Raw genomic sequence first — 25,868 nt, 5'->3', positions numbered from 1 at the left:
TTCGTGATTGCGCCTGACCCTGAAGAGCCCCCTCACCCTAGCCCTCCCGAAACGTCGGACCGCCCGTAGGGAGAGGGAACCGATCCGGGAATATTGAAGAGCTGCAGCGACTTGAACGCCCAGCTTTGAATCCATAATCGCCAAGATCTTTCAGGTCGATGTATGACGCCAGACATCTCGGTCAGTCCCCTCTCCCTCCGGGAGAGGGTTAGGGTGAGGGGCTTTTTCCAGCCGGGCACCAAAGCATGGATCCACCAACGTCCAGACACAACAAAGCCCGCACAGGGCGGGCTCTGTTCTGACTCGATCCAGTCCTAGAAGCGAAACACTTCCATATCCGTACGAATCGGCGAAGCCATCGGTATTTTCGGCTGCTTCTCGGCTTCCGCCGCCGGTGCTGCCGGCTTCGGTGCCGGTTTGCGCGGCGCCTCGGCCACCGGTGGCTGATTGGCCAACGGCTTGAGCGCTACCGACAGCTGCTCCGCCAGGCGCTGCAACAGTACGCCCTGTGCCTGCACCTGCGCGGCGGTGGTGCCGGCATGCTGTTCCTGCAGATGCACGATGCGGTTGTCCCGCACCTGACCACGACGGTCGATCAGGCGCCACTGCGCGTCCAGAATCGCCGGTTGCTTGGCACCGGAATCCAGACGCGTAATGGTCAACAGCACCTGCACGTCCGGAGTGAAGCCCACGGTGGCCGGCGCCAGCACGACGCGCTGACTGTCCAGATGACCGGCAACCTGACGCAACAGCAACTGATCGATGTCCGACGAAAGGCTTCCGGCCCAGCGACCATCGGTCGAAGCTTGCAGGCTGCCGTCCGGTTGACGCTGCAACAGGGTTTCCCGTTGCAGGTAGTCGGCTACGATCACAGGGCCCAGCAAAACTGCCATGCCCGCGCTTTGCGCAGGCTGGGCCGGACTTCCGCTGTCCAGCTGATACAGCGACACCGGCTGGTGAACGCTGCAACCCGCCAGGCCAAGAACGCCGGCGAGCAGGAAAATAAGGGGGCGCAGAGAAGTCATCATCCCGTCCAGGTGGCCGCCACAAGGCTGACCACAGTGAAAATACTCAATAAATATGAAGAACGCTCGGCCACGCCGGCGCTTGGAAAGGCCATATCATCCGTGAATATGCGTTCCGACTCCAGCGCCAAAGCGCCGATCTACGGGTTAAATCGTAGATCGGAGCGTCTGGGACGCCTAATTGAGGTTTTCGACGAGCAGCGCATCCACCCGCTGGAAGCCACGTGGCAGTTTGTTACCACGGCGACCACGTTCACCTTTGTAGTGTTCGAGGTCGTCGGCTTTCAGCGACAAGGTGCGTTTTCCGGCCTGCAGCACCAAGGTGGCGCCTTCCGGAAGAACGGCGATGTCCGTGACATATTCTTCGCGACTGGCCACACGCTCACCGGAGATACCGATGATCTTGTTGCCTTTGCCCTTTCCTAATTGTGGCAGATCGCTGATCTTGAAGATCAGCAGGCGACCCTCGGTCGTCACCGAGGCCAGCCAGTTGTGCTCGCGATCGGCCACCGGACGCGGCGCGATCACCTTGGCGTTGTTCGGCAGGCTCAACAGCGCCTTGCCGGCCTTGTTCTTGGCCTGCAGGTCTTCGCCTTTCACCACGAAACCGTAGCCGGCGTCGGAGGCGATCACGTACAGCGAGTCCTCCTCAGGCATCAGCACACACTCGAACGTTGCGCCCGGCGGCGGCGTCAGACGGCCGGTCAACGGCTCGCCCTGGCCCCGTGCCGATGGCAGGGTGTGGGTGGCCAGCGAGTAACTGCGGCCCGTGGAGTCGATGACCACGGCTGACTGGTTGGAACGCCCCGCCGCCGAGGTCTTGAAGCCGTCCCCGGCCTTGTATGACAGGCCGGTGGCGTCGATATCGTGGCCCTTGGCCGAGCGGATCCAGCCCTTTTCCGACAGCACAACGGTAACTTTCTCGTTCGGCAGCAGATCGTGCTCGGTCAGCGCCTTGGCTTCAGCGCGCTCGACGATTGGCGACCGACGGTCATCGCCGTAGGTTTCAGCGTCTTTCAGCAGCTCGCTGCGAACCAGCTTCTTCAGCTTGGCTTCGCTGCTCAGCAGGGCTTGCAGCTTGGCCTGTTCCTTGAGCAGTTCGTCCTGCTCGTCGCGCAGCTTCATCTCTTCCAGTCGCGCCAACTGACGCAGACGGGTGTCGAGGATGTAGTCGGCCTGGATTTCGCTGAGGGCGAAACGCTCGATCAGCTTGGCTTTCGGGTGTTCCTCGGTGCGGATGATGTGGATCACTTCATCCAGGTTGAGGTAGGCGATCAGCAAACCGTCCAACAGGTGCAGCCGGCGCTCGACCTTGTCGAGGCGAAATTGCAGGCGGCGACGCACGGTCAGCACGCGGAACTCCAGCCACTCCACCAGCAACGCACGGAGGTTTTTCAGCTGCGGCTTGCCGTCCAGACCGATGATGTTGACGTTGACCCGGTAGGTCGACTCCAGCTCGGTGCTGGCGAACAGGTGCTGCATCAGTGCTTCGTGATCGACACGGCTGTTGACCGGGATGATCACGATGCGGCACGGGTTTTCGTGGTCGGATTCGTCGCGAAGATCGGCGATCTGCGGCGCTTTCGACGGTTTGGCCTGCATCAGCGCAGCGATCTGTTCCAGCACCTTGGCCCCGGAGACCTGATGCGGCAGCGCGGTGACGATGATGTCGCCGTCCTCGACGTGGTACACGGCGCGCATGCGCACCGAGCCCTTGCCGGTTTCGTACATTTTCAGCAGGTCGGCGCGTGGGGTGATGATTTCCGCTTCGGTCGGATAGTCCGGGCCCTGAATGTGCTCGCAGAGCTGTTCGACCGTAGCTTTCGGCTCATCGAGCAGGCGCACGCACGCGGTGGCGACTTCGCGCAGGTTGTGCGGCGGTACGTCGGTGGCCATGCCCACGGCGATCCCGGTGGTGCCATTGAGCAGGATGTTCGGCAAACGTGCCGGCAACACCAGAGGTTCCTGCAGGGTGCCGTCGAAGTTCGGGCCCCAGTCTGCGGTGCCCTGGCCCAGTTCGCTGAGCAGCACTTCGGAATAACGCGACAGCCGCGCTTCGGTGTAACGCATGGCGGCGAAGGATTTCGGATCGTCCGGCGCACCCCAGTTACCCTGGCCGTCCACCAGCGTGTAGCGATAGCTGAACGGCTGGGCCATCAGCACCATCGCTTCGTAACACGCCGAGTCGCCGTGCGGGTGGAACTTGCCGAGCACGTCGCCGACGGTACGCGCCGACTTCTTGTGCTTGGAATCGGCATCCAGCCCCAGCTCGCTCATGGCGTAGACGATACGCCGCTGTACCGGTTTCAGACCGTCGCCGATATGCGGCAGGGCACGGTCCATGATCACGTACATGGAGTAGTTGAGGTAGGCATTTTCGGTGAAGTCAGCCAGCGAGCGGCGTTCTACACCGTCCAGGCTGAGATCAAGGGAGTCGCTCATGCGGGCCTCATCGGTTCGTTGTCTGGCGCAGCAGCATGGTGCCACCGCGCTGGGTAAATTCAAGTTTGTTCAGGGCGCTCATGCCGAGCAGCACCTGATCGCCATGCAGCCCCGGCGCCACCAGTGCGCGGACGTCCCGCAACACGATGTCGCCCAACTGCAGGCGGTCGATACGGGTGCGATAGCCCTGGCTCAGGCCATTGGCCGTGCTCAGGGTCACACCGAAACCTTCTTCCAGCCGGAGGTTTTTCGCCACCTCGGCCGGGATTGCCACATCGGTCGCGCCGGTGTCGAGCATGAACTCCACCGGCCGGCCGTTGATCAGGCCGCTGGCGACAAAATGTCCCTGGGCGTTACCGATCAGTTTCACTTCAATAAAACCGTTACCCTGCTGCGAAGCCACTTCCACATTGGGATTACGCTGGCGTTCTTCCCACTGCCCGAAAAACCGCGTGGCCAGAAACAGCGCCGCGCACCAGGCCAGAATCATCAGCACACGACCGGCGCGCTTGCCCGGCGGTTGCTGACTCACGGCTTGGCGCTCCAACCACCCTCAGGCGCAGCGAAGCGCCAGATGATCGGGCGAACCTCGCCATCGGCGCGCGGGCCGAAATTGTTGTCGACGCCGATCCAAGCACCCTGAGCATCAACAACCAACGCCTCTTCCAGCCCGAAGTTCTGCGAATAACGCCGATTGGCCTGCAACAGCTCGGCCGCATACGACCAGCAGAGCTCGACCTTGGCCGTCTGCGCATCACGGCGACAGATCTGGTAGGCGTTGCGTTCAAGGGTAAACAGTTTTCCGTCGAACAATGAAACGTCGGAAAAATCCCGATTGACCGGTCGGGCTTTGGGAAACTGCGGTGGTTGCATTTCCATCCCGCCTTCACTGAGCAGCACACAGCGACCGTCACAATCCCACACCGTCTGCTGGCGTTTGATCAGCAACAAACCGCGGCTTTGTCGCTCGGCAGCCAGCCACATCTGATCGCCCGCCGGATTGATCGCCAGGCCTTCGAAGATCGCATTGAATTGCAGTAGCAGGCCACTGGCCCGCGCTTCGCGCACCATCATCGGCGAGATTTTCAGCCATGACGACGGCCCCTGCGGCGGCACTTGCAGTACGGCGGCATGGCCTTCGCTGACAATGTAGCGATTGCCGGCGCTGTCGCAGGTGATCCCTTCGAAATCCAGATCACCGCCGCGAACAAACGACGCCGCCCAGGTCCGCGACTTGATGCCCCACGGCAAACCGCTGTCGGGCACTGGCGGCGGGTCGATGCGCACGGCAGTCGCCTGCCAGACGGGATCGCGAGTATCGAGACGATAAATCTGGTCATCGTCGCGATCCGAAACGGTCCACAGGTCATTGCCGCACAAGGCCAGCCCCGACAGGTTGCCGCCGCGCATGCCTTCGACCGGGTGTTCGGCGAGCACGCGCAGTTCTTGCGCAGGCTCTGCCGACACCGTCATCGAACCCAGCAGCAACGCACCCGCCAAGGTCCAGCCAAACCGCATCAGGCCAGAACCTCGGCAAGGTTGCCCTTGGATTCAAGCCAGGTCTTGCGGTCGCCGGCACGTTTCTTCGCCAGCAGCATGTCCATCATTTCCGAGGTCTCGGCGAAATCGTCCCCAAGGGTCAACTGCACCAGGCGCCGGGTGTTCGGGTCCATGGTGGTTTCACGCAGTTGCGGCGGGTTCATTTCACCCAGACCTTTGAATCGGGTGACCTGCGGCTTGCCGCGTTTCTTCTCGGCGACCAGACGGTCGAGGATCCCGTCGCGCTCCGCTTCGTCGAGGGCGTAGTAGATCTCTTTGCCCAGGTCGATGCGGTACAACGGCGGCATCGCGACATAGACGTGACCGGCATCCACCAGCGGGCGGAAATGCTGGACGAACAAGGCACAGAGCAGGGTCGCGATGTGCAGGCCGTCGGAGTCGGCGTCGGCGAGGATGCAAATCTTGCCGTAGCGCAGTTGACTCATGTCCTCGGCGCCCGGATCGACACCGATGGCCACCGCGATGTTGTGCACTTCCTGGCTGGCCAGGACTTCGCTGCCGTCGACTTCCCAGGTGTTGAGGATCTTGCCGCGCAACGGCAGGATCGCCTGGTATTCCTTGTCCCGTGCCTGCTTGGCCGAGCCGCCGGCGGAATCACCTTCCACCAGGAACAGTTCGGAACGCATCGGATCCTGCCCGGCGCAATCAGCCAGTTTGCCCGGCAATGCCGGCCCTTGGGTGATGCGCTTGCGTTCGACTTTCTTGCTGGCCTTCAGGCGACGGCCAGCGTTGCTGATCGCCAGCTCTGCCAGGGCCAGACCGGTTTCCGGGTTGGCGTTGAGCCACAGGCTGAACGCGTCCTTGACCACACCGGAAACGAAAGCCGCCGCTTCACGGGACGACAGGCGCTCTTTGGTCTGGCCGGAGAATTGCGGTTCCTGCATCTTCATCGACAGGACGAAAGCGATGCGTTCCCAGACGTCTTCCGGTGCCAGCTTCACGCCGCGCGGCAGCAGGCTGCGGAATTCGCAGAATTCGCGCATCGCATCGAGCAGGCCCTGACGCAGACCGTTGACGTGGGTACCGCCCTGCTCCGTCGGGATCAGGTTGACGTAGCTTTCAGTGACCGAAGTGCCGCCTTCCGGCAGCCACAGCAGGGCCCACTCGACCGCTTCCTTGGTGCCCGCCAGGTTGCCGCAGAACGGTGCGTCCGGCAGGCGCTCGAATTCGCTGACCGCATCCACCAAGTAAGAGCGCAGGCCGTCTTCGTAATGCCACTCGACCTTCTCGCCAGTGCCTTTGTCTTCAAAGCTGATCAGCAGCCCCGGGCACAAGACGGCCTTGGCCTTGAGCACGTGCTTGAGGCGGCTGATGGAGAATTTTGGTGAGTCAAAGTATTTCGGGTCCGGCGCGAAGTACACGCTGGTCCCGGTATTGCGCTTGCCGACGGTGCCGATCACTTGCAGATCGGTGGCCTTGAAGCCGTCGGCGAAGGTCATTTCGTATTCGTTGCCGTCACGCTTGACCCGCACCCGCACCTGGGTCGACAAGGCGTTGACCACGGAAATACCCACCCCGTGCAGACCGCCGGAGAACTGGTAGTTCTTGTTGGAAAACTTGCCGCCCGCATGGAGCTTGGTGAGGATCAGCTCGACGCCCGACACACCCTCTTCCGGGTGGATGTCGACCGGCATGCCACGGCCGTCGTCGCAGACTTCCAGCGAGTGGTCGGCGTGGAGAATGACCTGGATCGATTTGGCGTGGCCGGCCAGGGCTTCGTCGACGCTGTTGTCGATGACTTCCTGGGCAAGGTGGTTCGGCCGACTGGTGTCGGTGTACATGCCGGGGCGTTTGCGCACCGGGTCGAGGCCCGAGAGGACTTCGATGGCGTCGGCGTTATAGGAGCTAGCGCTGGGAGTGGCCATAGGGTCTCGTCGTCAGTGATTCAATGAAAATGGGGCAAGACTTCACAGTGCGGTGAAATCGATTGCCTGATAGGTATCGGCGCCAATCCCGGCAAAGCTGAGCAATGCCGGCAATTGTGTAACAAATCCCTGGAAACTGTGGTCGCCGCCGGCCTGAATGCGCAAGGCACAGGCCCGGTAATACTGCTGGGCGAGGCGATAATCCAGCGTTTCATCTCCGGTCTGCAACCATACCTGATATCGCTGCGGATCCTGCGGCGCCGGCACTTCCAGCTCGGCCAGGGCCGTCACGTGGTCGTGGGTCAGCTCCCAGGTTTCGTCGGTGTACAGGTTTTTCTGGGTGCCCAGGTATCCGTCGAACATCCGATGTGGACTGACGGCCGGGTTGACCAGCAAGGCTTTCAGGCCATGGCGCTCGGCCAGGTGAGTCGCATAGTAGCCGCCGAGCGAGCTTCCCACCAGCAATGGCCGGCCGAGTTCGGCAATTGCCTGCTCCAGCTGACCGATGGCTTCGCGCGGGTGATGATGCAGCGCCGGCACACGCAGTTGGTCGCTCAAACCCAGCCGCTCCATCACCTCGACCAGCTGACAGGCCTTCTTCGAGGCCGGCGCGCTGTTGAAACCATGGATATAGAGAATCGAACCGGACATTTGAGCTCCCTGGGCGTCGGCTGAAGAAAGCGGAGTTTACAGGGAGTCGAGGGGTGTTGGGCCAGCACCTGAGGAAATCAGCGCTGCACCCGTCAATCAGTAACCGTTGGAGCCGTAATCCACCTGAAAATCAAAACCGGTGACACGCTCCACGCCGGTCTCCAGCTGCCCATCCGGCAACAAGCGCAACCAGCGATACCCCGGTGCCTGCTCGCCGACCTTGAAGTCTTCACTGCCCGGCTCGAACTGGATGCAGGTCGATGGCGAGGCGATCAGCCGTACACCGTTGCGCTCGCGGTCGATTTCCTGATGCACATGCCCCCACAGCACGGCGCGGGCCTGCGGGAAACGATCGAGCACCTCGAAAAAGGCTTCCGGATTGCGCAAGCCGATCGGCTCCATCCAGGCGCAACCGATCGACACCGGATGGTGGTGGAAGCACACCAGATGATGGCGATCCGGCGCTTCGCTCAGGGAACGGGCGAGCAATTGCAGTTGGTCATCCTGCAAATACCCCGGCACCGAACCGGGCACTGCCGAATCGAGCAGGGTCACGCGCCAGTTGCCGACATCCACCACAGACTCCAGCAGTGCACTCTTCACCGTCGCCTGCGCCATGATCTGCGGTTCGTCGTGATTGCCGGGAATCCAGCGGGCCGGCGCATCGATCTGCGCCGTCATTTGGCGAAACAGCTGATAGGACTCCAGCGTACCGTCCTGGGACAGGTCGCCGCTGGCAACGATCAGGTCGATCCGCGGTTGCTGTTCGAGCACCAGATCGATGACTTTTTGCAGGCTCTCGCGGGTATTCATGCCCAGCAGCGTTCCATCCGCTTCGGCGAACAGGTGACTGTCAGAGAGTTGCACCAGCAACGCCGTGTCGGCGGTGGTCAAAGTCGATACGCTCGGCAAGGCGTTCTCCCCCGGGATCGCGGGACTGGATAGGTGCGGCAATTATGCGGGGGGACAGCACAAAGAGAAACCGGCGAACCGGACGCAGTTCACAACTTGCGCTGGTTATCGGACTGCCGCGTATTCGTGTCCGCACGCCAGACAATGACTCAGCCACTCACCCAGGAACAGATTGAGCTGGGACTTTTCATCCGGCTGATGCATGGCCGCATTCGGGTAAGGATAGACGCCGCGAAAGCGTCGCGCATGCTCGGCACTGATCACCTCGGCCATGCGCGCGTCGTGATACACCTGCACTTCCAGTTGCGGCACCGGCAGCCACGGCAGGCTGTGTTCCTGGCGCACCTGCAAGGTCGTGGTGTACGGACAGGTCTGCAGCACCTCCAGCGCCAGCACGCCGAGCATCTGGTCGCCCTGGGTCACGGCGATGCGCCGCGCTTCGGGGTCGCTGCGCATGTCCGGCAACAGTCGCATCAGGCGCGCGTAGTTCGCCTCGCAGGCGGCTTGCAGCCCCGCGAGGTCGACACGGTAGCGATCGCGCAACTTGTTTACGACCATAACCCCCTCACTTCGGCGCGATTGAGCGCCAGCCACTGCAAGGCGATGATGCTCGCCGCATTGGCAATCCGTCCGTCGCGTACGGCCTGCAGGGCATCTTCAAAGGCCCAGACCGTGACGCGAATATCTTCGGCTTCTTCTTCCAGCCCATGCAGGCCGCCTGCGCCTTCGGTGCTGCAACGCCCCAGATACAGATGCACGAATTCGTTGCTGCCGCCCGGCGACGGAAAGTATTTGGTCATCGGCCACAGGGCCTTGATGTCCAGCCCAGCTTCCTCCTGTGCCTCGCGGTGAGCAACTTCTTCCGGCTGTCCGTCCTTGTCGATCAGACCGGCGACCAGCTCCACCAGCCACGGGTTGTCCGTCTTGCCCAGAGCACCGACGCGAAACTGCTCGATCAGCACCACTTCATCGCGCTGCGGATCGTAGGGCAGCATGCACACGGCATCGTGGCGCACGAACACTTCACGATTGATTTCGCGGCTCATGCCACCGGCGAACAGTTCGTGGCGCAAGTGCAGACGGTCGAGCTTGTAGAAGCCCTTGTAGCACTGCTCGCGTCGCACGATATCGACGGCGCTCGGAATGGCTTTGGCAAAATCGGTCATGAGCATCCTCTTTACTGCAAATCCAACACGAGGCGCCTTCTTGCGACCTCGACTTCGCGCCATCCTAACGCGCCCGTGACGTTTGATGCAGCCCCTTTACTGTCAGCGGGATGGACGGTGGAGGCGAAACCCACTCTAATTAGCTTAGTGGCGAACTGACCGCTCCGTTGAGAGTCGAAGCGGTAACTTTTTGCCTTCCCCTGCTTCAGAAAGGACGCCCATGTCGCTTTTCAAAATCGCCTCCGTGGCCGCCATCGCCCTGACCCTGGGCGCTTGCGCCAGCCTGTTCCAGCCCAACTACCGCACGCCGCTGGAAACCACCCGCGACGCCTCGGAAACGCTGAAAACGGGTTGCTCCAACCAGGACTGCCCACTGGTCAACATCGATACGTTGCGCTTCCCGGCAGAACCGGCGCTGGACGGCATCATCGAAAAACGTCTGCTGCAAATGACCCGCACCGCACCGAACGCCCCGGTGGCGCCGACGCTGGCAGCGTATCGCGAGCAGTTCCTGGCCAACGCCGGCCCGCGCAACAGCAGCTATTTGCAGGCGAAAGTACGCGAGCAGCATGACGGTCTGGTGATCATCGAAACGTCGAGCTACCTGGACACCGGCGGAGCCCATGGCACGCCTGGCCGTGGTTTCATCAACTATTCGCGTCAGCAGCACAAAGTGCTGACTCTGGCGGACATGTTGCTGCCGGGTCAGGAAGAGGCGTTCTGGAAAGCGGCGCAAGTGGCGCACAACAGCTGGTTGATCAGCACCAAGCTCGATCAGGAACCGGAATTCGTGAAGAGCTGGCCGTTCGTCAAAACCCCGAACGTGGCGCTGACCTACGGCGGTGTGATCCTCAAGTACGACGTGACCACCATCGCGCCTTATGCGCTGGGCCACGTCGAACTGAAGATCCCTTACCCGCGCCTGAACGGCATTCTCAAGCCCGAGCTGTTTCCCGGCCGTAACTGAAAGCCCGGCCGAGCACCAGTTGCAGCAGCCCTGCCAGCACCAGCGCCGGTAGGGTCGCGCCGACATCCGGATACAGATTGGCCAGCAAGTGATAGGTGCTGATGCCACCCAACCAGGCCAACAGTGCCGGCCAGCGCAACGCGGCCGACGCCACTTGGGCACTGCGCTTGCGCAGGATGAAGTGATCCACCAGCACCACGCCGAACAGCGGCGCGAACACCGAACCGATCAGCAGCAGGAAGTTCTGGTATTGCGCCAATGGCGCGAGCAAGGCGATCAAGGTGCAGATAACACCAATGACCAACGCCAGATGCTCGACTTTCAGACGCAACAGAATCCCGCTGGAAACCGCTGCCGAGTGAATGTCGGCGAAAGCGTTTTCCGACTCGTCCAGCAGAATCAGCAACAGCGGAATCCCAAGACCGGCGCCGGCCAGCGCCAACAGCAGCGCGTTGACTTCACCGCTCGGCGCGAATGCCAGGGTGTAGGCGACGCCCAGGCTCATCAGCCAGAAGTTGCCGATGAAGAAACCGATCGCGGTACCGCCGAATACATTCTTGGCCCGCTTGCCGAAACGCGAGTAGTCGGCGATCAGTGGCAGCCACGACAGCGGCATCGCGATGGCGATGTCGAAGCCCACGGCGAGCGGCATCGAGCCATCCCCAGCCTGTGCCCACAAGGCGGCGAGGTCAGCCTTGGCGAACAGGTTCCAGGTCAGCCAGATGCACGCGGCCAGAATCAGCCAGATGCCCCATTTGCGCAGGATCTTGCGCACGAACGTCAACGGTCCGCTGACCGCGAGCAAGGTCGCCAATGCACCGAAACACAGCGTCCACAACATCGGACTGGCCCACAGCGAACCTTCGCTGAACGCACGGGTGCCGAGCAGGCTGGCGGCGTCACGCATGACGATGATTTCGAACGAACCCCAACCGATCAGTTGCAGCAGGTTAAGCAGCGCCGGCAGGCTCGCGCCTTTGCTGCCGAGGCTGAGTTTCAGCGCGGCCATCGACGACAGGCCGGTGTCGCTGCCGATCACGCCGACGGCGGCCAGCAACAGGACGCCGACCAGGGTGCCGAGGAAGATCGCCAGCAGCGATCCCGACAGCCCCAGCCCCGGCGCCAGCAGCGCACCGGTCTGCAACACCATCAGGCCGATGCCGAGGGAGAACCATAGGGAAAACAGGTCGCGACCGCCGAATACACGCTGGTTGGCGGGCACGGCGAGGTCGGGAGAATAAGTACCGGGTTGAATGCTCAAGGGTGTTATCTCAGAGGGACATTTGTTTTTGTGCTGACCCGTTGATCGTTCCCACGCTCTGCGTGGGAACGCCTCTAGGGACGCTCCGCGTCCAGTGACGCGGAGCGTCACGGGCTGCATTCCCACGCAGAGCGTGGGAACGATCGGTGCGGACGGTCCGACGCCTAGACGTGGGAACGATCAGTGCGGGATCAAACCTTCTTGTACAGCTGACTGCCTTCCTTCCTGAACCGCTCGGCCTGTTCCGCCAGGCCCTGGGCGACGTCCACGTCGACCGCGTCAATCCGCTGGTTGGCCGCGTATTCGCGGACTTCCTGAGTGATCTTCATCGAGCAGAATTTCGGCCCGCACATCGAACAGAAATGCGCGACCTTCGCCGAATCCTTCGGCAGGGTTTCATCGTGATACGAACGGGCGGTGTCCGGGTCCAGACCGAGGTTGAACTGGTCTTCCCAGCGGAATTCGAAACGCGCCTTGCTCAAGGCGTTGTCGCGGATCTGCGCGCCCGGATGTCCTTTGGCCAAATCCGCCGCATGGGCCGCGATTTTGTAGGTGATGATCCCGGTCTTCACGTCATCCTTGTTCGGCAGACCCAAGTGTTCCTTCGGCGTCACGTAGCAGAGCATGGCGCAACCGAACCAGCCGATCATCGCTGCACCGATGCCGGAGGTGATGTGGTCGTAGCCCGGCGCAATGTCGGTGGTCAGCGGGCCGAGGGTGTAGAACGGCGCCTCGTCGCAGCACTCCAGCTGCTTGTCCATGTTCTCTTTGATCAACTGCATCGGCACGTGGCCGGGGCCTTCGATCATGCATTGCACGTCGTGCTTCCAGGCGATCTTGGTCAGCTCGCCGAGGGTTTCCAGTTCGCCGAATTGCGCTTCGTCGTTGGCGTCGGCAATCGAGCCCGGACGCAGGCCGTCGCCCAGCGAGAAGCTGACGTCGTAGGCCTTCATGATCTCGCAGATTTCGTCGAAGTGGGTGTAGAGGAAGTTCTCTTTGTGGTGCGCCAGGCACCACTTGGCCATGATCGAACCGCCACGGGACACAATGCCGGTCACGCGTTTGGCGGTCAGCGGCACGTAGCGCAGCAGCACGCCGGCGTGGATGGTGAAGTAGTCGACGCCCTGCTCGGCCTGCTCGATCAGCGTGTCGCGGAACAGCTCCCAGGTCAGGTCTTCGGCGACGCCATTCACTTTTTCCAGTGCCTGATAAATCGGCACGGTGCCGATCGGAACCGGCGAGTTGCGGATGATCCACTCGCGGGTTTCGTGAATGTGTTTGCCGGTGGACAAGTCCATCACCGTGTCCGAACCCCAGCGAATGCCCCAGGTCAGTTTCGCCACTTCTTCTTCGATGGACGAACCCAGCGCGCTGTTGCCGATGTTGCCGTTGATCTTCACCAGGAAGTTACGGCCGATGATCATCGGTTCCAGTTCGACGTGGTTGATGTTGGCCGGGATGATCGCGCGGCCGCGAGCAATTTCCTCGCGCACGAACTCAGGGGTGATTTCTTTCGGAATGCTCGCGCCGAAGCTGTGGCCGGCGTGCTGCTGCTTCAACAGACCAGCAGCGCGGGCCTCTTGCAGCTTCATGTTTTCGCGGATGGCGACGTATTCCATCTCGGCGGTGATGATGCCTTTGCGCGCGTAGTGCATCTGGCTGACGTTGGCCCCGGCCTTGGCGCGGCGCGGGTTGTTGACGTGGGCGAAACGCAGCTTGGTCAGCTCCGGGTCGGCGAGGCGTTCCTGACCGAAATTCGAGCTCAGGCCTGGCAGACGCTCGGTGTCGCCACGGTCGTCGATCCACGCCGAACGCACGTCGCCCAGACCTTTGCGCACGTCGATCACCACGTTCGGATCGGTGTACGGGCCCGACGTGTCGTAGACGGTGACCGGCGCATTGATTTCGCCGCCAAAGTCGGTCGGGGTCACATCGAGGGTGATTTCGCGCATCGGCACGCGGATGTCCGGGCGGGAGCCCTGAACGTAGACTTTTTGCGAACGGGTGAACGGTTGGACCGACTGCTCGTCGACCTTGGCCGAGTCACTCAGGTTGATCGCGTTTTTAGATTTTGTAGTCATCACGGGCTCTCCAGACAGCATCCAGGCAGTGGATTGTCGGAGCAGAACCTGAAAGGCACGGACGCACCCAGAACGGGTGCTGTGCATCGTCGTCGAGCGTTCGATTGTCGAACAATTTCCCGGACGAAGCACAAGAGGACTCGCCGGGTGACGAGAAATCTTGTTCCCTACGCAGGCGCTAACCTGATCAGGTTCAACGGGATCCGAAATTATTCGATCTCAGCCTCATAGCAAGGCACCCCGACAAGAACCCGGCCAGTCTAGACACAACCGGCAAAGAACGCCAACACCGCGGCAAACACCATGATGAATGGCGCAATTGGCAGATTGTTGCCTGCTGCTGGCGCAACTACACTCGCTACGCCATGCTGCGCCTTGACGCTGCATGGGCCGCGCCTTACCTTTGGCGCCCGGATTATTTCCATAATATTCATGCTAGGGATCGCCTCATGCTGCGCAAACTCTCACTGGCTGTTGCCGTGTCTTGTGCGTCCACCACAACGGTCTGGGCAGCAGAAGCGCCTTTATCGACCAAGACTGATCTGGTCAGCGTCTATCAGGAAGCGGTCGACAACAACGCCGACCTGGCCGCCGCCCGCGCCCAGTACGGTGCGCAGAAAGAAGTCGTGCCCCAGGCCCGCGCCGGGTTGCTGCCGAACCTGTCCGGCGGCGCTGAAGTCGCCAACGTGCGCACGTCGATCGACCAGCCCTCGGCCATCGCCAACCGCAGCGCGCACTCCTATCAGGCGACCCTGGCGCAGCCGCTGTTCCGCGCCGACCGCTGGTTCCAGTACCAGGCCGCCAAGGACGTCAACGAGCAGGCCGCGCTGCAACTCTCGGCGACCGAGCAGAACCTGATCCTGCAAACCGCCGAAAGCTATTTCAACGTGCTGCGCAGCCAGGACAACCTGGCCTCGACCAAAGCCGAGGAAGCCGCGTTCAAGCGCCAGCTCGATCAGTCCAACGAGCGCTTCGATGTGGGCCTGTCGGACAAGACCGACGTGCTGCAGTCGCAAGCCAGTTACGACACCGCACGCGCCAACCGGATCGTCGCCCAGCGTCAGGTCGATGATGCGTTCGAAGCGCTGATCACCCTGACCAACCGCCAGTACAACTCGATCCAGGGCATCGTCCACACGTTGCCGATCCTGCCGCCGGCGCCCAACGACGCCAAGGCCTGGGTCGATACCGCCGCGAAACAGAACCTCAATCTGCTGGCCAGCAACTATGCGGTCAGCTCCGCCGAACAGACCCTGAAACAGCGCAAGGCCGGCCACCTGCCGACCCTCGACGCCGTGGCCAAATACGAAAAGGGCGACAACGACGCCCTGGGTTTCTCCAACCCGAATGCGTTCGGTACGCCGTACAGTGGCAATGTCGAGCAGAGCACCGTGGGCCTGCAACTGAACATTCCGATCTACAGTGGCGGATTGACCAGCTCCCAGGTGCGCGAGTCCTACTCACGGCTGGACCAGACCGAACAGCAGCGTGAAGGCCTGCGTCGGCAAGTGGTGGAGAACACCCGCAACCTGCACCGCGCGGTGAACACCGACGTCGAGCAGGTGCAGGCGCGCCGGCAGTCGATCATCTCCAACCAGAGCGCGGTGGAAGCCACGGAAATCGGTTATCAGGTGGGGACGCGCAACATCGTCGACGTGCTCGACGCCCAGCGTCAGCTCTACACTTCGGTGCGCAACTACAACAACACCCGCTACGACTACATCCTCGACAACCTGCGCCTGAAGCAGGCAGCGGGGACGTTGAACCCGGGTGACCTGCAGGATCTGACCCGCTACCTGAAAGCCGACTACAACCCGGACAAGGATTTCCTGCCACCGGATCTGGCCAAGGCAGCGGAAGCCCAGCTCAAGGCCCGGCCTTAAACAAGAAACGCAGCCCTGAGGCTGCGTTTTTTTATGGGCGGTCGATCAACCTTCCCAGGCCATCGAGCAAGCGCTGCAACGCGCCCTGATTGCGGCGCATCACGCTCAGCCCGGCGTCGGCCATGCGCTGTGCGTCGCGCGGCAGTTCGAACAGACGCTGCACTTCTGTGGCCAGACCTTCGGCGTCATCCACCTCGGCCAACGCCCCGGCGCTACGCAGTTGCGCGGCGATGTCGAGGAAGTTGAACAGGTGCGGGCCGCTGATCACCGGTTTCGCCAGCGCTGCCGGCTCCAGCAGGTTGTGCCCGCCGTTGGCTACCAGACTGCCGCCGACAAACGCGCTGTCGGCCAGGGCGTAGAGAAACAGCAACTCGCCCATGGTGTCGCCGAGCAGCACCGAAGTCTGCGCATCGACGCTCGCGCCAGTGGAACGACGCACCGTGGCAAAGCCTTCACGCTGGCACAATTCGAACACCGAATTGAAACGCTCCGGATGGCGTGGCACCAGAATCAGCAGCGCATCGGGATGGTTGGCCAGCAAACGGCGGTGGGCGTTCAGCACCACTTCGTCTTCGCCTTCATGGGTGCTGGCGGCGATCCACACCGGACGCTCCAGCGCCTGCCATTGGCCGCGCAATTCATGGGCACGTTGCAGCAGTTGCGGATCGATGGTCAGGTCGAACTTGATCGAGCCGGTGACTTCGACTGTCTCCGGGCGCGCACCGAGATCGCGGAAGCGCTGGGCTTCGGCCTCGGTCTGCACGGCGAACAGGCTCATTTCGGCGAGCATTGGCGCGGTCAGTTTGCTGAACCGGCCATAGCCCTTGGCCGAACGCTCGGACAGCCGTCCGTTGGCCAACGCCACCGGAATCCCGCGCTTGGCGCACTGGTGGATGTGGTTCGGCCAGAGTTCGGTTTCCATGATCACCGCCAGTTTCGGCTGCACGCGATCCAGAAAACGCGCCGCCGCGCAGGGCAAATCGTAAGGCAGGTAGCAATGCTGGATGCGCGGCTCGTTGGCGAACATCGCCAGGATGCGTTCCGAACCGGTCGGCGTCATGCAAGTCACGGTGATCGGCAGCTGTGGATAACGTTGCAGCAGCGCGCGGATCATCGGCGCGGCGGCGATGCTTTCGCCCACCGACACGGCGTGAACCCAGATGCCGCCCGGTTGCAGGGCGGGCATGCCACAGGAGAAACGTTCGCCAATCCGTTTGGCATACGCCGGCGCCTTGCGCGAACGCAGCCACAGCCGAATCGCCACCAATGGCAGCCCCAGGTAAAACAGCGCGGTGTAGAGAGTTCTATTCATGGCGGCGGAGTTTATCGGCTTTTGCCGCCGATCGCCCGCAGGTGTATGGCAAATCGCTCCGCCAGCCAGCGAGCCGCCGGCCCCAGCGGTTCGTCGCGGCGCCAGACCAGTTCCACCACCAGCGCCGGCGGTGTCCATTCGCTGTCCAGTTCCACCATCAGGCCCTGATACGCCGAGTACTGCACCACATGGCGCGGCAACCAGGCCCAGCCGAGGTCGCGCACCAGCCATTCGGCCATCACATAGAAGCTGTCAGCGCGCCACACCTGCGGACTGGCCGGTTCGTTGCCGGGATAAATGCTGGTCTGGGTCGACATCAACAACTGCCGATGCTGCGCCAGTTGCTGGCAGGTGACGTAAGCCTGCGCTGCCAAGGGATGATTGACGCCGCAGACCGTGACCATTTCCACACTGCCCAGCACCCGGCGCTCCAGCGCTTCAGGGATTTCATCGTGATAGAACAACAGCCCGAGATCGGCCCGGCGCTCCACCAGTTTGCGCGAGACTTCACCCTGGGCGGCGCTGGTCAGCTGGACTTCCAGACTGGGAAACTGCTCGGCCAGGGCGGCGAAGCTTTCCACCAGCGCCTGATAGGGCATCGCTTCGTCCTGGGCCACCCGCAACTGCGCTTCCTGCCCGCGCATCATGGCCACGGCCCGTCCGTTCAGACGCTCGCACTGGCGCAACACTTCCCGCGCCTCTTCCAGCAAAGCCTCCCCCGCTTCGGTAAGACTCGGCTGGCGGCCGCTGCTACGCTCGAACAGACTCACGCCGAGATCATCCTCGAGCATGGCAATCGCGCTGCTGATCGCCGACTGCGCCTTGCGTTGCTCGCGCGCCACGGCGGAGAACGAACGCTGTTCGGCCACCGCAACGAACACCCGCAACTGCTCCAGATTCCACTGCATGCTCATCGGCCAACCCATCTTGTAAACAGATAGGTAATGACTTTACCCCATCTGGGGAGTCACTAGAATGCCGCCTCAGAAAGCAACGCTTCACACGAGGATTTGAACATGAACGCTTACGTCTACCTGGCCATCGCCATCTGTGCCGAAGTGATCGCGACCGTTTCGATGAAAGCCGTCAAAGGCTTCAGTACGCCGTTGCCACTGCTGCTGGTCATCGTCGGCTACGCCATTGCGTTCTGGATGCTGACCCTGGTGGTACGCAGCGTGCCGGTGGGCGTGGCCTACGCGGTGTGGGCCGGCATGGGCATCGTGATGGTCAGTGTCGCGGCGCTGTTCATCTACGGGCAGAAGCTGGATATCCCGGCGATGCTCGGAATGGCGCTGATTGTGCTCGGCGTGGTGGTGATTCAACTCTTTTCCAAAACCGCCGGCCATTAACTGATTAATGCATAACCCCCTGTTGGAGCGGGCTTGCTCGCGAAGACGGTGTGTCAGGCAACATTGTTGTTAACTGATAGACCGATTTCGCGAGCAAGCCCGCTCCCACATTGCCCGACACCTTCCCCTGTGTTGATCATCGACAAATCCCCTTTTCCCCGAGTCTGTATACTGCGCCCTCGTCTTGAACACTGAGGTCGTTGCATGCCATCTCCAATTTCCACCGACGTGCTGATTGTCGGCGCGGGTGTCGCCGGTCTCTGGCTGAACGCGCGCCTGCGTCGCCAAGGTTTCTCGACCGTGCTGGTGGAAAGCGCCAGCCTCGGCGGCGGGCAGAGTGTGAAGTCCCAGGGCATCATTCACGGCGGCGCCAAGTACGCGCTGCACGGTGCGTTGACCGGCGCCTCGGAAGCCATCGCCGACATGCCGCGCCGCTGGCGTGAAGCCCTGGCCGGCAACGGCGAGCTGGACCTGAGCGGCGTGCGCCTGCTGTCCGAAGCCCATTACCTGTGGTCGCCGGGCACCCTCGCCGGCAACCTCACCAGTTTCTTCGCCAGTAAAGCGGTGCGTGGCCGGGTCGATCAGGTCAAGGGCGATCAACTGCCGCTGGCGTTGCAAGACAAGCGCTTCAAAGGCAAGGTCTACCGCCTCGCCGAACTGGTGATCGATGTACCGAGCCTGATCCAGCGTCTGGCCGACTTGTCGGGTGACGGCCTGCTCGCCGGTCAGAACATCGAGCCGTTGCTGGAAAGCGGCGTGCTGGTTGGCCTGAAAGTCGATGGCCGTGAGATCCGTGCCCAGCGCATCGTGCTCAGCGCCGGCGCCGGCACTGCCGATCTGCTGACCGCTTTGGGCCTGACTCATCCGGCCATGCAACGCCGGCCGCTGCACATGATCATCGCCAAGGGTCCGGGCCTGAAGCCGCTGTACGCGCACTGCCTCGGTGGCGGCACCAAGCCGCGCATCACCGTGACCACCCACCCGGCTGCCGATGGTCAGTGGGTCTGGTATCTGGGTGGTGACATCGCCGAATCCGAAGGCGTGGCCCGTGAGCCGGCCGAACAGATCGCCACCGCCCAGAAAGAACTTGGCCAGTTGTTGCCATGGATCGACCTGAGCACCGTGCAGTGGGCGACCCTGCGCGTCGATCGCGCCGAACCGCTGCAAACCGGCCTGACCCGCCCGGACAACGCCTTCCTTGCCGAAGACGGTCGCCTGCTGGTGGGTTGGCCAACCAAGCTCGCCCTGGCGCCGGACTTCGCTGACCGGGTGATTGCCTCCCTGGAACGCGACGGTATCCAGCCGAGCCATCCTGCTCCGCTGCCCGAGCTGCCAAAACCACCGATGGGCGTTCCCGCCTGGGAGCAATTGCTGCCATGAGCCTGCCGACCCTGCACGATCTGCATCGCCCACTGGGCAGCACCGGCCTGCTGGTTTCGCCGCTGGGCCTGGGCACCGTAAAACTCGGCCGCGACCAGGGCGTGAAATACCCCAACGGCTTCCAGATCCCCGACGATGACGCTGCGCGCATGTTGCTCAAACAGGCGCGGGAGCTGGGCATCAACCTGATCGACACTGCCCCGGCCTATGGCCGCAGCGAAGAACGCCTCGGCCCACTGCTGCGTGGCCAGCGTCAGGACTGGGTGATCGTCAGCAAGGTCGGCGAAGAATTTGTCGACGGCCAGTCGACCCACGATTTCAGCGCCGCTCACACCCGGATGTCGGTGGAGCGCAGTCTGCAACGTCTTGAAACCGATTTTATCGACCTGGTGCTGGTGCACTCCGATGGCAACGATCTGGCGATCCTCAACGACAGCGAAGTCTACGCAACCCTCGCGGCGCTGAAGGCCGAGGGCAAGATTCGCGGCTTCGGTTTTTCCGGCAAAACCGTCGACGGTGGCCTCAAAGCACTGGAGCAAGGCGACTGCGCGATGGTCACCTACAATCTGAACGAACAAAACGAAAAGGCGGTCATTGACTATGCTGCTGCCCACGGCAAAGCCATTCTGGTGAAGAAGGCGCTGGCCAGTGGTCATGTGTGCCTGAGTCCCGGTATGGATCCGGTGCGCGCCAGCTTCGAGTTGCTGTTCGCCCAGCCCGGCGTGGCCAGTGCCATCGTCGGGACGATCAATCCGCTGCACCTCGCCCACAACGTTGCGACCGTTGCCCAGGTCCTTCGTGGTCACTGACGCCGCCTCGCGGCCTTAAGCAGGAGCCGACATGCCGCGTACGCTCATCAGAAAGAACCCGAGCAACTTCAAGACACTGCCGCTGTTCGTCGAAGCCACGCCGGAAGGCCTGACCTACCAGAGCGTCGGCATGCCGCTGAATTTCGCCCAGACCCTGCAACGACGCAAACCGGTCAGCGTGGCCGACGCCGAGCGCTTTGCGCTGGAGCTGGCCAACCTCGGCGTCTCGGTGCGCCTGACCCTGCACTGGCAGAATCGCGATTACTGGGTGCTGGTGCGCCAGCGGCGGCAGGATCGCGGCGACGTCGTGCTCAAGCTGATTTCCGGCTACGTTCCAGCCCATGAGCTGAATATCCCGCTGCACACAGCGATTCAGGAAATCGCCGAGGAATGTCTGCTGGAAACCCCGGAAGGCTGGCTCGGCGGGCGCTTCAACGACACTTGGCTGCCGGCGCCGTACTCATCGGCGCTGCATTATCGCGAGGCCCTGCCCTTTCGCCTGACGCCGCTGTCCGGCTCGGCGCGGCCGGTGCGCTGCGCCAATCTGCAATTGCTCGAACGGCCACGGGCCTACGTGCATTTGCCGACCGCGTCACTGCAGTTGATCTACGACCTGCGGCTGGACGTACCCAAGGAGGCAAAATCCCTGAGCCTGTTCCACGTCGATGAGCGTCTGGAGGGAGATCAACTGGTGGCTCGGCTGGACCGCAAGCGCCCCGATCTCTACCTGATGCCGCTCAAGGACGGCGCGCCCTTGGCCGAGTTGTATACCCTCAAGCGCGACAAGCTCCTGCCGGCCAGCACCCGCGGACTTTATCTGGCCGAAAGCTTTGCGGCCCAGACGGGCTGGGTCGTGCGTGAAGAGCGGATTCGCTGGAAAGACTGGGTCGTGCAACAGGGCCTGCAACCGGCGAAGCCCCCTCGCGCGGGACTCAAGCAATTGAGTCTGAAGGCGCTGCGTCTGGTTGGCATCGGCAAGAAACGCGCGAGCAAATAGCCGACTAGCGCCGACGATCCATCCAGGTGCGCAAGGTCGCGAAGAAATGGAAATAACGGTTTTCACGCTTGCCCATGCCGCGCTTGGGCGAAAACGACTCTTCGGCAAAAGCGCCGGTGATTCGTACCCGAGAGGCTTGGGTCGGTAGCGTGCAGACTTTGGCGCCGGCCTGCTGTAGCGCGTACTTGAGCAAGCGCTCGGAGTGCAGCTTTCTTCCCGTCGCTTTGCAGAATTGGAAAATGCGCTCGATCCGCTTGCCATAGGCGACATAGGTATCGCGCCCGCAAATGGCAAAGCGGTCGTTCAACCCGCCCCACCACTGCCAGTCCGGAATGTAGGCAGAGTGCCTCCGAGCCTCTGGATGATTGAAGACATAGGCGGGCAGCGGGTTGTGGAAGAAAATGTCCGGGCGCACGAACACGACGAAATCCGGATTGAAGGTTTCGATCATGCTGGTCACGGTGTGCAGTGAATTGAGCTGATAGATCAGGTTGCGCAGCGACGCATAGTCATCGGCCCAGGTATCGCCCTGCGCTTTGACCTGCTCGAAATCCCAACGCTCCAGCACCCCGTCAGTCGAAGTCAGAGCCCCGATCATCGATTCGAACGGCTGATAGTTGTCAGCCGCCAACTCACCTTTTTCGCCTGAGCGGAAGTTCTGTACTTCATCGATTTTGTACAAATGATAGAAGCACTGTACGTCGCTGCCCGCCGGAAACTGCGCCAGAACGTTCTGTTCAATGGAAGGGAAACAAATCTGCGAATTTCTCGGGATCCCGAAAAAAGCGACGGCAATTTTCAACACTCAACAGCACCTTTTATTTTTGGCGAAAGAGCTTTTGCCACCAGCGACGGGGTTGCAAAGGCACCACAATGACGTCCGACTGCTGCAGCCAGTCGCGCTCGTAATCCCAGGCATGCCCACCCCACAGCTTCCCCGACTCGTTGGAAAACCCCAGGGTCATGAGCTGATAGGAATAACCGGCGTGACCGCGTAACCAGTCCAATACCACCAGCGTATTGAAACCGGTAGAAGGCCCGACGTAGCGTTTGCCGCCCGGACGATCGACCGGATAGTTCCACAGGGGCGGCAGCGGGATGCGATCCCAATACATGGCCACCCGTGGCAATGGACACATCGGTGCGGCGCAGCCGACCAGCATGGTGAAACAACGCTCGCCCGCATGCTCGAACAACCGTCGCACGTCCGGGCCGTAAGGCAGACCAAAAAAATAGGCGTCCGGCGCGTTATAGCCATGCACGAAGACGTTCCAGCTTTGCTCGTTGAGCAGCGGCGCCTTGATGCAGGTGTTGAAACTGACGACGACGTCATTGGCGCTGATATTCAGCGCCTGAAAATCCGCCGCCGTGATGGCCGGGTTATTCGCGATCAGGACGACCCGGTGCGCGCGGCTCAGGCATTCGCGCAATGGCTCGGGCAACGCGCCCAGCACCGACTGGTTACCGCCGGGGAGCGCATCCAGCGCCATGTGTTCATCCTTCATTCAGACCGGCACCTTCATGCCGAAACGCAGTTTCACCCAGAACCGCGTGAATGCTGACGGCGGCTGCCATGGGCGCATCTCGCGCTGTATTTCAGTGGCGAGGGCCTGGCCGACACGGGCGAAGGAATAGCGACTTTCTGCAAAGGCCTGACCATTGCTGGCGATACGCTGCGACAGCTCCGGATCGCCCTGCAACAGTTTGATCTTTTCCACCGCCTCGTCTTCGCTGCGATAGAACACGGTGTTGTGCATGTCTTCGAAACCGAGCAACTTGTCTTCTTCGCCCTGACTCCAGGCAAGCAGCACACAACCGCAGGCCATGGCTTCGTAGTTCTTGATCATGAACTCGTTCATGCCGATGTCGGCGCTGACGAAAATCTTGATGCGATTGAGCGTTTCCAGGTACTCGGAGCCGGAGCGGGTGCGGGTCACCAGCATACCGGTACGCTGCGCCAGCGATTCGAGCAGAGCCTTGCGCTGGGCGTACTCGGTGCTCTTCAGGCTGCCGAGAAAACCGATGGGAATGTCGCGCTCGGACCCGGTGTTGCGCAGCATCTGCTCGTCATAACCCTTGGAGACGAACACCGTGTCGATGCCTTCAGCAAGCATCTTGCGTGCGACCACCGCCCCGGATACCAGCGCCCGGCAACTCGGCAGGCGCCTGTAGAGACGCGAATAAACGCCACGATATTTACTGGCGGGCATGTAGTTCTGGTAGGCGTCGTGTTCGAGAAAGACCAGCCCGGGAATGCACTTGAGCACCCGCAACTGCGGGACCAGGCGCTTGACTCTGGAGAAGATCACGACACGATCAAAGGTCTGGTAATCAACCGAGGCCAAAAAAGGCCCCAGGTTCATCTGTTGCTGTTTGCTGAGCCGATAGACGATGCATTCATCACAGTTCTGCTGCACGATGTCGTAGAGCCGGTCGAGAATGACCCGCTGTTCGTTCATCACCAGGAGCATGACTTTCATAGGTTAAATGACCACACGACGTAAGCAGGCAAGCGCAGCGGATTCAAACCTGCCAACATCAACGGAAACGGTTAGATCCCCAAGGCAAAATCCGTTCACACGCAGTACAAAACGATAAAGATCCATCTGATCAACGACTGCGGATTTTTTCGACAATCGCGGTCGTCGAACTGTTTTCCACCAGTCCCAGCACTTTCACGGTGCCGCCATAAGCCGTCACGATGTCGGCGCCGACCACCTGGTCAATCCCATAATCCCCGCCCTTGACCAGCACGTCCGGCTTGACCTCACGCAGCAGGTTTTCTGGCGTGCCTTCAGGGAAACTGATGACCCAGTCCACCGCCCCAAGCCCCGCCAGCACAGCCATGCGCCGGTCGACGCTGTTGATCGGACGGCCAGGCCCCTTGAGGCGGCTGACCGAAGCATCGTCGTTGACCGCGACGATCAAACGATCGCCTTGAGCCCGCGCCTGCTCCAGGTAGGTCACATGACCGGCATGCAGGATGTCGAAGCAGCCATTGGTGAAAACGATTTTTTCGTTGTGTGCACGAGCATCGGCCACCGCGAGCAGCAACTGCTCCAGGCCCAACACACCTCGCTCGGAACCTTCTTCACGCTGAATGGCGCGACGCAGTTCCGGGGCGCTGATGGCCGCCGTACCCAACTTGCCGACCACGATGCCCGCCGCCAGGTTGGCCAGCGCTACCGCGTGCGGCAGTTCTTCGCCAGCGGCAATCGCAGCCGCCAGGGTGGAAATCACCGTGTCGCCGGCACCGGTCACGTCGAACACTTCACGGGCCCGCGCTGGCAAATGCAGCGCCGGATGATCCGGACGCAACAGGGTCATGCCGTGTTCGCCACGGGTGACCAGCAGCGCGCCGAGTTCCAGGTCATGCATCAGCGTCGCGCCCTTGGCCACCAGCTCGTGCTCATCGGCGCAACCGCCGACGATGGCTTCGAATTCGCTGAGGTTCGGGGTGATCAGGCTCGCGCCACGGTAGATCGAGAAATCCTTGCCCTTCGGGTCGGCCAGCACTGGAATGCCTTTGGCACGCGCAGCCTGGATCAGCGCCTGATGGTTTTTCAGGGCACCTTTGCCGTAGTCGGACAGCACCAGCACCTTGATGCCTTCCAGCAGGTCGTCGACCTGCGCGCCAAGGGCCAGTGCGTCGGTGGCGAACGGTTCTTCGAAGTCGATACGCAGCAATTGCTGGTGCCGGCTCATGACCCGCAGCTTGACGATGGTCGGCTGGTGCGCGATGCGCTGGAACAAGGCTCGCACGCCCGCACCCTTGAGGCTGTTGCTCAGGCTGTCGGCGGCTTCGTCGTCACCGGTCACACCGACCAGCGACGCCGGCGCGCCCAGCGCGGCAATGTTCAAGGCAACGTTGGCGGCACCGCCCGGGCGGTCTTCGATTTGCTCGACTTTAACGACAGGAACCGGCGCCTCAGGGGAAATCCGTGAGGTACCACCATGCCAGTAACGGTCGAGCATGACATCGCCGACCACCAAGACAGGGGCTTGATCGAATCGCGGCATGGACAACTTCATGGAGCAACCCACATACAAAATGAACAGGGGCGCGATATTAACACAGGGTTGGCGAAGGCTTGTGCGGCGGCTGCAACAGGATTGAAGCACTGGCCTTTTTGTGCATTTTTCAAGCAAGGAGGTCCTCAACCGACGACAGACCGCTGCAGCGAGAAAAAACGCCGGACGCATATTGC

General features: G+C 61.8%; 23 protein-coding genes and 1 riboswitch. Of the genes, 6 read left to right on the top strand and 17 right to left on the bottom strand.

The window, feature by feature from the left end; genetic code table 11:
* Positions 1-314: 314 nt before the first annotated feature.
* From ACTJK7_RS04545 to ACTJK7_RS04505, 9 genes are all read right to left on the bottom strand, one after another.
* Positions 315-1,025 carry a PqiC family protein gene (locus ACTJK7_RS04545; protein WP_064382913.1) on the bottom strand — a complete coding sequence of 237 codons (711 nt, stop codon included), beginning with the start codon at positions 1,023-1,025 and terminating at the stop codon, positions 315-317.
* 177 nt (positions 1,026-1,202) lie between these two features.
* The gene (gene parC, locus ACTJK7_RS04540) at positions 1,203-3,467 is read right to left on the bottom strand and encodes a DNA topoisomerase IV subunit A (protein WP_064382912.1); all 2,265 of its coding nucleotides are present in this window, start codon (positions 3,465-3,467) and stop codon (positions 1,203-1,205) included.
* A gap of 7 nt (positions 3,468-3,474) precedes the next feature.
* Positions 3,475-3,999, bottom strand: a complete 525-nt coding sequence (locus ACTJK7_RS04535; protein ID WP_007952204.1) for a retropepsin-like aspartic protease family protein — start codon at positions 3,997-3,999, stop codon at positions 3,475-3,477.
* Positions 3,996-4,985 (bottom strand): esterase-like activity of phytase family protein, encoded by a 990-nt coding sequence (locus tag ACTJK7_RS04530; protein WP_085654390.1) that lies wholly within the window; start codon positions 4,983-4,985, stop codon positions 3,996-3,998. Before ACTJK7_RS04530 ends, ACTJK7_RS04535 begins: the two co-directional genes overlap by 4 nt.
* Positions 4,985-6,892: a DNA topoisomerase IV subunit B gene (gene parE / locus ACTJK7_RS04525; protein WP_064382910.1), complete on the bottom strand. Its 1,908-nt coding sequence runs from the start codon at positions 6,890-6,892 to the stop codon at positions 4,985-4,987. Before parE ends, ACTJK7_RS04530 begins: the two co-directional genes overlap by 1 nt.
* A gap of 42 nt (positions 6,893-6,934) precedes the next feature.
* Positions 6,935-7,543: a YqiA/YcfP family alpha/beta fold hydrolase gene (locus tag ACTJK7_RS04520; protein ID WP_064382909.1), complete on the bottom strand. Its 609-nt coding sequence runs from the start codon at positions 7,541-7,543 to the stop codon at positions 6,935-6,937.
* A 96-nt stretch (positions 7,544-7,639) separates the two neighbouring features.
* A complete protein-coding gene (gene cpdA / locus ACTJK7_RS04515) occupies positions 7,640-8,455 on the bottom strand; it encodes a 3',5'-cyclic-AMP phosphodiesterase (RefSeq protein ID WP_108559284.1) in 816 nt (271 codons plus the stop codon).
* 105 nt (positions 8,456-8,560) lie between these two features.
* On the bottom strand, positions 8,561-9,013 hold the full coding sequence (locus ACTJK7_RS04510; protein ID WP_064382907.1) for a DUF1249 domain-containing protein: 453 nt from the start codon (positions 9,011-9,013) through the stop codon (positions 8,561-8,563).
* A complete protein-coding gene (locus ACTJK7_RS04505) occupies positions 9,004-9,621 on the bottom strand; it encodes an NUDIX domain-containing protein (protein WP_440779976.1) in 618 nt (205 codons plus the stop codon). Before ACTJK7_RS04505 ends, ACTJK7_RS04510 begins: the two co-directional genes overlap by 10 nt.
* 220 nt (positions 9,622-9,841) lie before the next feature.
* Here ACTJK7_RS04505 and ACTJK7_RS04500 point away from each other — a divergent pair, with 220 nt between their 5' ends.
* On the top strand, positions 9,842-10,588 hold the full coding sequence (locus ACTJK7_RS04500; protein ID WP_440779977.1) for an RsiV family protein: 747 nt from the start codon (positions 9,842-9,844) through the stop codon (positions 10,586-10,588).
* Here the strand turns inward: ACTJK7_RS04500 and cytX are convergent.
* Positions 10,557-11,849: a putative hydroxymethylpyrimidine transporter CytX gene (cytX, locus tag ACTJK7_RS04495; RefSeq protein ID WP_085654392.1), complete on the bottom strand. Its 1,293-nt coding sequence runs from the start codon at positions 11,847-11,849 to the stop codon at positions 10,557-10,559. The genes ACTJK7_RS04500 and cytX overlap by 32 nt on opposite strands.
* Before the next feature lie 191 nt (positions 11,850-12,040).
* Positions 12,041-13,930 carry a phosphomethylpyrimidine synthase ThiC gene (thiC, locus tag ACTJK7_RS04490; RefSeq protein WP_108559280.1) on the bottom strand — a complete coding sequence of 630 codons (1,890 nt, stop codon included), beginning with the start codon at positions 13,928-13,930 and terminating at the stop codon, positions 12,041-12,043.
* A gap of 147 nt (positions 13,931-14,077) precedes the next feature.
* Positions 14,078-14,183, bottom strand: a riboswitch (TPP riboswitch).
* Between the two features lie 196 nt (positions 14,184-14,379).
* On the opposite strand from thiC, the gene ACTJK7_RS04485 reads away from it, so the two are divergent.
* On the top strand, positions 14,380-15,813 hold the full coding sequence (locus ACTJK7_RS04485; RefSeq protein ID WP_011332156.1) for a TolC family outer membrane protein: 1,434 nt from the start codon (positions 14,380-14,382) through the stop codon (positions 15,811-15,813).
* A 31-nt stretch (positions 15,814-15,844) separates the two neighbouring features.
* Here the strand turns inward: ACTJK7_RS04485 and waaA are convergent, their stop codons facing one another.
* Both waaA and ACTJK7_RS04475 read right to left on the bottom strand, forming a co-directional pair.
* The gene (gene waaA, locus ACTJK7_RS04480; protein WP_064382902.1) at positions 15,845-17,125 is read right to left on the bottom strand and encodes a lipid IV(A) 3-deoxy-D-manno-octulosonic acid transferase; all 1,281 of its coding nucleotides are present in this window, start codon (positions 17,123-17,125) and stop codon (positions 15,845-15,847) included.
* A gap of 11 nt (positions 17,126-17,136) precedes the next feature.
* The gene (locus ACTJK7_RS04475; RefSeq protein WP_323150981.1) at positions 17,137-18,039 is read right to left on the bottom strand and encodes a LysR family transcriptional regulator; all 903 of its coding nucleotides are present in this window, start codon (positions 18,037-18,039) and stop codon (positions 17,137-17,139) included.
* Positions 18,040-18,141: 102 nt separating this feature from the next.
* Between ACTJK7_RS04475 and ACTJK7_RS04470 the strand changes: the two genes are divergently transcribed.
* From ACTJK7_RS04470 to ACTJK7_RS04455, 4 genes are all read left to right on the top strand, one after another.
* On the top strand, positions 18,142-18,474 hold the full coding sequence (locus ACTJK7_RS04470) for a DMT family transporter (RefSeq protein WP_064593060.1): 333 nt from the start codon (positions 18,142-18,144) through the stop codon (positions 18,472-18,474).
* Positions 18,475-18,678: 204 nt separating this feature from the next.
* Entirely contained in the window at positions 18,679-19,854 is a 1,176-nt protein-coding gene (locus ACTJK7_RS04465) for an NAD(P)/FAD-dependent oxidoreductase (protein ID WP_064382900.1), read from the top strand.
* Positions 19,851-20,663 (top strand): aldo/keto reductase, encoded by an 813-nt coding sequence (locus ACTJK7_RS04460; protein WP_064382899.1) that lies wholly within the window; start codon positions 19,851-19,853, stop codon positions 20,661-20,663. Before ACTJK7_RS04465 ends, ACTJK7_RS04460 begins: the two co-directional genes overlap by 4 nt.
* 31 nt (positions 20,664-20,694) lie before the next feature.
* Entirely contained in the window at positions 20,695-21,660 is a 966-nt protein-coding gene (locus ACTJK7_RS04455; protein WP_064382898.1) for a hypothetical protein, read from the top strand.
* A gap of 4 nt (positions 21,661-21,664) precedes the next feature.
* Here the strand turns inward: ACTJK7_RS04455 and ACTJK7_RS04450 are convergent, their stop codons facing one another.
* The 4 genes from ACTJK7_RS04450 to hldE all read right to left on the bottom strand — a co-directional run bounded on the left by ACTJK7_RS04450 (position 21,665) and on the right by hldE (position 25,692).
* Positions 21,665-22,465 carry a hypothetical protein gene (locus ACTJK7_RS04450; protein WP_064382897.1) on the bottom strand — a complete coding sequence of 267 codons (801 nt, stop codon included), beginning with the start codon at positions 22,463-22,465 and terminating at the stop codon, positions 21,665-21,667.
* A gap of 13 nt (positions 22,466-22,478) precedes the next feature.
* Positions 22,479-23,165, bottom strand: coding sequence for a hypothetical protein (locus tag ACTJK7_RS04445; protein WP_064382896.1), 687 nt, complete (start codon positions 23,163-23,165; stop codon positions 22,479-22,481).
* Positions 23,166-24,140 carry a glycosyltransferase family protein gene (locus ACTJK7_RS04440; protein WP_064382895.1) on the bottom strand — a complete coding sequence of 325 codons (975 nt, stop codon included), beginning with the start codon at positions 24,138-24,140 and terminating at the stop codon, positions 23,166-23,168. It abuts the gene before it with no gap.
* Between the two features lie 130 nt (positions 24,141-24,270).
* A complete protein-coding gene (gene hldE, locus ACTJK7_RS04435) occupies positions 24,271-25,692 on the bottom strand; it encodes a bifunctional D-glycero-beta-D-manno-heptose-7-phosphate kinase/D-glycero-beta-D-manno-heptose 1-phosphate adenylyltransferase HldE (protein ID WP_064382894.1) in 1,422 nt (473 codons plus the stop codon).
* Positions 25,693-25,868: the final 176 nt, after the last annotated feature.

This window comes from Pseudomonas sp. 22085 (genome assembly GCF_052045815.1).
GTDB lineage: Bacteria > Pseudomonadota > Gammaproteobacteria > Pseudomonadales > Pseudomonadaceae > Aquipseudomonas > Aquipseudomonas glycinae.
The sequence above is the reverse complement of the archived record's forward strand: the minus strand, read 5'-3'. Positions and strand labels throughout refer to the sequence as shown.

What these genes read in the sequence shown, in the direction of transcription:
- waaA (WP_064382902.1), bottom strand. Translation starts at nt 17,125, where the DNA reads ATGAATAGAACTCTCTACACCGCGCTGTTTTACCTGGGGCTGCCATTG.
- ACTJK7_RS04455 (WP_064382898.1), top strand. Translation starts at nt 20,695, where the DNA reads ATGCCGCGTACGCTCATCAGAAAGAACCCGAGCAACTTCAAGACACTG.
- ACTJK7_RS04440 (WP_064382895.1), bottom strand. Translation starts at nt 24,140, where the DNA reads ATGAAAGTCATGCTCCTGGTGATGAACGAACAGCGGGTCATTCTCGAC.
- ACTJK7_RS04460 (WP_064382899.1), top strand. Translation starts at nt 19,851, where the DNA reads ATGAGCCTGCCGACCCTGCACGATCTGCATCGCCCACTGGGCAGCACC.
- ACTJK7_RS04465 (WP_064382900.1), top strand. Translation starts at nt 18,679, where the DNA reads ATGCCATCTCCAATTTCCACCGACGTGCTGATTGTCGGCGCGGGTGTC.
- ACTJK7_RS04445 (WP_064382896.1), bottom strand. Translation starts at nt 23,165, where the DNA reads ATGAAGGATGAACACATGGCGCTGGATGCGCTCCCCGGCGGTAACCAG.
- parE (WP_064382910.1), bottom strand. Translation starts at nt 6,892, where the DNA reads ATGGCCACTCCCAGCGCTAGCTCCTATAACGCCGACGCCATCGAAGTC.
- parC (WP_064382912.1), bottom strand. Translation starts at nt 3,467, where the DNA reads ATGAGCGACTCCCTTGATCTCAGCCTGGACGGTGTAGAACGCCGCTCG.
- ACTJK7_RS04510 (WP_064382907.1), bottom strand. Translation starts at nt 9,013, where the DNA reads ATGGTCGTAAACAAGTTGCGCGATCGCTACCGTGTCGACCTCGCGGGG.
- hldE (WP_064382894.1), bottom strand. Translation starts at nt 25,692, where the DNA reads ATGAAGTTGTCCATGCCGCGATTCGATCAAGCCCCTGTCTTGGTGGTC.
- ACTJK7_RS04520 (WP_064382909.1), bottom strand. Translation starts at nt 7,543, where the DNA reads ATGTCCGGTTCGATTCTCTATATCCATGGTTTCAACAGCGCGCCGGCC.
- ACTJK7_RS04500 (WP_440779977.1), top strand. Translation starts at nt 9,842, where the DNA reads ATGTCGCTTTTCAAAATCGCCTCCGTGGCCGCCATCGCCCTGACCCTG.
- ACTJK7_RS04485 (WP_011332156.1), top strand. Translation starts at nt 14,380, where the DNA reads ATGCTGCGCAAACTCTCACTGGCTGTTGCCGTGTCTTGTGCGTCCACC.
- ACTJK7_RS04475 (WP_323150981.1), bottom strand. Translation starts at nt 18,039, where the DNA reads ATGAGCATGCAGTGGAATCTGGAGCAGTTGCGGGTGTTCGTTGCGGTG.
- ACTJK7_RS04505 (WP_440779976.1), bottom strand. Translation starts at nt 9,621, where the DNA reads ATGACCGATTTTGCCAAAGCCATTCCGAGCGCCGTCGATATCGTGCGA.
- ACTJK7_RS04545 (WP_064382913.1), bottom strand. Translation starts at nt 1,025, where the DNA reads ATGACTTCTCTGCGCCCCCTTATTTTCCTGCTCGCCGGCGTTCTTGGC.
- ACTJK7_RS04530 (WP_085654390.1), bottom strand. Translation starts at nt 4,985, where the DNA reads ATGCGGTTTGGCTGGACCTTGGCGGGTGCGTTGCTGCTGGGTTCGATG.
- ACTJK7_RS04470 (WP_064593060.1), top strand. Translation starts at nt 18,142, where the DNA reads ATGAACGCTTACGTCTACCTGGCCATCGCCATCTGTGCCGAAGTGATC.
- thiC (WP_108559280.1), bottom strand. Translation starts at nt 13,930, where the DNA reads ATGACTACAAAATCTAAAAACGCGATCAACCTGAGTGACTCGGCCAAG.